The sequence below is a fragment of the Vibrio sp. 1727 genome (assembly GCF_033344415.1).
GTDB classification, from domain to species: Bacteria; Pseudomonadota; Gammaproteobacteria; order Enterobacterales; family Vibrionaceae; genus Vibrio; species Vibrio alginolyticus.
On the sequence record NZ_JAWPOT010000051.1, the window covers coordinates 1 to 3,502 of the forward strand.

8 protein-coding genes are annotated in these 3,502 nt (G+C 40.8%); 5 read left to right on the forward strand and 3 right to left on the reverse strand.

The features are described from left to right. Nucleotides 1-134: 134 nt before the first annotated feature. From R8O10_RS23655 to R8O10_RS23665, 3 genes are read left to right on the forward strand one after another with little or no spacing between them, the layout of a single operon-like run. On the forward strand, nt 135-527 hold the full coding sequence (locus R8O10_RS23655) for a type II toxin-antitoxin system RelE/ParE family toxin (RefSeq protein WP_224723981.1): 393 nt from the start codon (nt 135-137) through the stop codon (nt 525-527). Continuing rightward, nucleotides 517-804 carry a NadS family protein gene (gene nadS, locus R8O10_RS23660; RefSeq protein WP_029946694.1) on the forward strand — a complete coding sequence of 96 codons (288 nt, stop codon included), beginning with the start codon at nt 517-519 and terminating at the stop codon, nt 802-804. The genes R8O10_RS23655 and nadS overlap by 11 nt, the downstream gene beginning before the upstream one ends. Nucleotides 805-820: 16 nt before the next feature. Beyond that, nucleotides 821-991, forward strand: coding sequence for a hypothetical protein (locus R8O10_RS23665; protein WP_158090427.1), 171 nt, complete (start codon nt 821-823; stop codon nt 989-991). A gap of 234 nt (nt 992-1,225) precedes the next feature. Here the strand turns inward: R8O10_RS23665 and R8O10_RS23670 are convergent, their stop codons facing one another. Beyond that, the gene (locus R8O10_RS23670; protein WP_005398515.1) at nt 1,226-1,441 is read right to left on the reverse strand and encodes a hypothetical protein; all 216 of its coding nucleotides are present in this window, start codon (nt 1,439-1,441) and stop codon (nt 1,226-1,228) included. A gap of 158 nt (nt 1,442-1,599) precedes the next feature. On the opposite strand from R8O10_RS23670, the gene R8O10_RS23675 reads away from it, so the two are divergent. Then, nucleotides 1,600-1,848: a hypothetical protein gene (locus R8O10_RS23675; RefSeq protein WP_005398517.1), complete on the forward strand. Its 249-nt coding sequence runs from the start codon at nt 1,600-1,602 to the stop codon at nt 1,846-1,848. Nucleotides 1,849-1,928: 80 nt separating this feature from the next. Here R8O10_RS23675 and R8O10_RS23680 read toward each other — a convergent pair whose 3' ends face one another. Next, on the reverse strand, nt 1,929-2,213 hold the full coding sequence (locus tag R8O10_RS23680; RefSeq protein ID WP_086484181.1) for a type II toxin-antitoxin system RelE/ParE family toxin: 285 nt from the start codon (nt 2,211-2,213) through the stop codon (nt 1,929-1,931). After that, complete coding sequence (locus tag R8O10_RS23685) at nt 2,203-2,442, reverse strand: CopG family ribbon-helix-helix protein (RefSeq protein ID WP_169578946.1); 240 nt, start codon at nt 2,440-2,442, stop codon at nt 2,203-2,205. The genes R8O10_RS23680 and R8O10_RS23685 overlap by 11 nt, the downstream gene beginning before the upstream one ends. A gap of 70 nt (nt 2,443-2,512) precedes the next feature. On the opposite strand from R8O10_RS23685, the gene R8O10_RS23690 reads away from it, so the two are divergent. Continuing rightward, the gene (locus tag R8O10_RS23690; RefSeq protein WP_169697136.1) at nt 2,513-2,836 is read left to right on the forward strand and encodes a hypothetical protein; all 324 of its coding nucleotides are present in this window, start codon (nt 2,513-2,515) and stop codon (nt 2,834-2,836) included. The last annotated feature ends 666 nt before the right edge of the window (nt 2,837-3,502 follow it).

Sequence of the window (3,502 nt, forward strand, 5' to 3'; positions counted from 1 at the left end):
GACCATGCAAGTAAACAACTTGACGCAGCAGCTCCAGTCGTTGGAAAAGCAATACAGCAAGAGCAGTCGTTAGCACGACAAAATCGCAGAGGTCGAGGTTTCGGATTTAATCGTTAATACATTTGAAAATACGCTTGCCAGGAGTACAATGTACTCCTATTCTTTTGGGAGAGGATCGGGTTATTAGCTACGCATTAGAGTTTATTGAAACGCCATTGTTTGAATCTCAGCGAAAAGAGATGCTCACGGATGAAGAGTTTCGAGCGTTGCAGTCAGACATCATCAAAAACCCAGAAATGGGATCGTTGATTGTCGGAACGGGAGGGCTAAGAAAAGTTCGCCTTGCTGGAGAATCGACAGGTAAGAGTGGTGGTTATCGAACGATTTACTTACTGATCCAACCTGATGTTGTCTATTTGGTGTTGCTGTACAAGAAAGGGAGAAAGGACTCTTTAACTCAGAAAGAGAAGAATCTCCTTAAAGAAGTGTCGAGGTCGATTAAGAGAGAGTATGACAATGAGCAATAGTATTTTTGATGAACTTTATACATCGATGAAGCAAGCCGAAGCGATTGCAAAAGGAGAGCAGACTCCTGCGAATGTCACTCGTTATGAGATTGCCGATGTTAAAGCGATCCGAGCACAACTGGATGTCAGCCAAAAAGAGTTGGCACAAGCGATGGATGTGAGTATTGATACCGTGAAAAGTTGGGAGCAAGGACGGAGAAATCCGACAGGCTTAGCAAGCAAAGTCCTGACTCTACTCTCTAAAGAGCCAGAGCTTTATGCGAAGTTTTCAGTTTAAAGATTAATAGGTGTCTATGAGTGCAGCTGTTACTTTTGAGCAATTCTGTCAGCATTACGAGTACGATCCGAGAAGTTCGTTATCTCGCTTTGAATATGAGAAGTACAAAGAGAAGAAGTACAAAGAGAACTTGGAGATAGCTAACGAGCTGATCACCAAAGATGCCATCGATAAGATGAAAACATAGAAAAAACGCTCTTAGAGGGCGTTTTTTGTTTCAATCGAACAGCGAACTTTTTGCCCTGTAAATCGCTCTGAAAGCGTCACAAACTTACAGCCCGATTTCTGGCTAAGTAGGTAAGGATAAGTGCTTAAAAACGCTCCTGGAGCGTTTTGAGAGCGTCAGGTTGGCGTTTTGAGATGCTAAGTCGGCTATTTAACGTAATAGGAATAATAAGCACCAAAACAACGTTATGTTGCTTTAAGTTATGAGCTTCTTTGCTTCGATTTGAAGCCATTCAAATGTGTTTTTGGGCTCTCCATGCATTTCCATTTGATGCCAAAGTTTTTCAAATGACAAAATAGTGACTTGTAGAGCAACTTCTTCATTTCCAATTTCCATTGTTAAATTTTCGAGAAGTTTAATCGTATGAGCATCTACTAAAGTGTCGTATTTTTTTATTTCACACAGAGCCATAAAACAATACTCACAAAGTGGTGATATGCATGTAACTTTATAATAGTACTCAATTGCGTATATAGTGGTTTTTTTTGGCCTAAGTCTATTAAGAACGTTCAATTGCTCACACAAACCTAGTCTTAAATATGATGTGTATGAGATAAATGGGATAAAGCGTGAAACTAAAAATTTATTTTAAAACATCGAATAACAAAGGCTTTGAAATCGCATCATATCAAGAACATTACGAGACAATTGTTGCTCAATGGCTTTCGTTAGGTCGTACACTAGAATCGAGTTCTTTTTTCCTTGTGCTGTACGATGATGATGGTAAGTGTGTAGATGCCAAATATCTTTCAAAAAATAATTTTAGTCGATTGCTGATAGAGTGGGACTGCTTTGGTTTAAAAGAAAGTAATGAGTAATTTAACGTAACACTCGTTGTGCGAACCGAAGACCACTTACAAGAAAGGCTCCTGATGGGGAGCCTTTCTTAGTTATTGAGTTACCAAAAATCTGGTTGATTCATGCGTGTAGGGAATACCCTTAGTATCTCAATGCGATTATCTTTGACTCGATAAGGTATTAAGTAAGGAAACTTTTGCAAGATTAGTTCTCTTGTTCCGAACACTCTCCCTGGTCGTCCCATTGCTGGGTTTGCTTTCAGGAGTTCTGTTAGTTCGTGAACTTCTTTAACAAAGTCCCTTGCTGACTGAGGGTTTTGTTCCTGTAAGTATTCAGCTGAATGCTCTAAATTGATTAACGCTTTTTTTAGCCATTTAATCTGCATTCACACCCCACTTAGAGAAAGCACTTTTCACATCATCTGCACTAGCAAAATGACCTGCATCAGCTTCGCTAAGAGCTTCTTTAATTTCATTTATCTGCCAAAGCTCACGCTCTAAGTAATCTTGGATAGCTTGGTTTGTTATCCAAGACTTTGTTCTGCCTGTTGATTCAGCAAGCAGCGTTAACTTTTGCTCGATATCGTCAGGAATTCTTACCGACATAGATGGCATGGTGGTCTCCCTCTTGTATTGCGTTGTATGCATTGTAATACAAGAGGGAGGATTTACCATAATAGGAATAATGACACCGATTTTGGCCTTTATGGTACGATCTAACCTCAAATTGTTTATCGAGAATTCAGCTATGGGAAAAAAGTCATCACGAAAAAAAGAGATTCTAGAATTAGAAACTCTCTTTGGCCCAGTAGTGCAGATGCGAAAAGAGGTTGAGGTGCACCTTTTGGATATGGCACGAACGCATAAGATGATGTCACCATGTCCATGCATTGGTTGCTTTTCTGATATCGCGCATGATTTTATTCATGAAAAATGTGATGAACCTTTTGCTGGGGTGCTACATGAAGCAATGATGAATCAAATCAGTGAGCAGTGGGATTTGTTGTAACGATAACTGCACTTTGTGGAGAACACTTATTCGTAGCAAGAAGAGCATTGAGATCACACACCTTTGGGATTAATCTCTTTCCCCAGATGTGACAAAACCGACCTTGCAGGGTCGGTTTTGGTCGGAATACTTACGATTTTGAACGGTCGGTAAGCTCTTTTATGATAGCTCATATCATTTAAGCACTTCAAGTATTCCCTAGGCCCATTTGGAATCAAGATGTTTTGGGTGGGCAATGGCATCCTGCTACCGATCAAGGGATACCTGAGGTAGCCAGCGAACGAACTAGATCCGAAATGACGTAATAGGTCACGGTGCTACAGCTGCTAGGCATCGAGTAAGGCTCAATGATAATACGGTCTGGTGTGTGCCACTGAGGTGGATGATTCAAATAACTGCAAAGGTTTTTGAGTCACTGACGGCACAGCGTAGGGCAGCCCGAAAGGGAGAGAAAACCCCAAGGTTAAGCGTGAAATGAACCCCGATACTTCAGCCATAAAGTGATGGCAACGAGGTAGGGGTTCGGCGTAGCCGAAAGGGGACGCTCTATCGGTGTTTTTGCTTCTCTCTAGGTTTCATTGAACATAACAGGAATAAGCGGCACCAAAATTGTTTGGCTTAATTTCATCATTAATTTCATCAATTGTTCGGAAGGGGTATTCATGC